This window comes from Marinibaculum pumilum, from assembly GCF_042646425.1.
Lineage (GTDB): Bacteria > Pseudomonadota > Alphaproteobacteria > Ferrovibrionales > Ferrovibrionaceae > Marinibaculum > Marinibaculum pumilum.
The window spans coordinates 1-650 of the sequence record NZ_JBHRTR010000043.1 but is presented as its reverse complement, the minus strand read 5'-3'; the positions used below and the strand labels follow the sequence as shown (position 1 = coordinate 650).

1 protein-coding gene is annotated in these 650 nt (G+C 71.8%); it reads right to left on the bottom strand.

Features of this window, described 5'->3' with window-relative positions; translation table 11 throughout:
• On the bottom strand, positions 1–650 hold a 650-nt coding region (locus ACFOGJ_RS24030), incomplete at both ends, for a calcium-binding protein (protein ID WP_379905424.1).

Genomic DNA, 650 nt, shown 5'->3' with positions numbered 1-650 from the left:
CGTGTCGGCGCCAGCATCACCCGACAGGACGTCGTCGCCCGTACCACCCGTGATCAGGTCGGCATCGTCGCCACCGGAGACCGTGTCGGCATCCTCACCGCCGTCGATCGTGTCAGCACCGGCGCCGCCCAGGATCGAGTCTGCACCGGCACCGCCGGCCAGACTGTCGGCACCCGCGCCGCCATCGATCGTGTCGTCGCCGGCATCGCCGGCCAGGACGTCATCACCGGCACCACCGGCGATCAGGTCCGCATCGTCGCCACCGGAGATCGTGTCGGCGTCATCACCGCCGTCGATCATGTCAGCGCCGGCACCGCCGAGGATGCTGTCGGTGCCGGCGCCACCAGCCAGGCTGTCGGCACCTTCGCCACCGTCGATGCTGTCGGCGCCTTCGCCGCCATCGACCGTATCGTCGCCGGCATCGCCGGCCAGGACGTCATCACCGGCACCGCCGGCAATCAGGTCGGCATCGGCGCCGCCGGACACGGTGTCGTCGCCGTCACCGCCATCGATCGTGTCGGCGCCCGCGCCGCCGAGGACGGAATCCGCCCCTGCACCGCCAGCCAGACTGTCAGCGCCTTCGCCACCGTCGATGCTGTCGGCACCCGCGCCACCGTCGACCGTGTCGTCGCCGGCATCGCCGGCCAGGA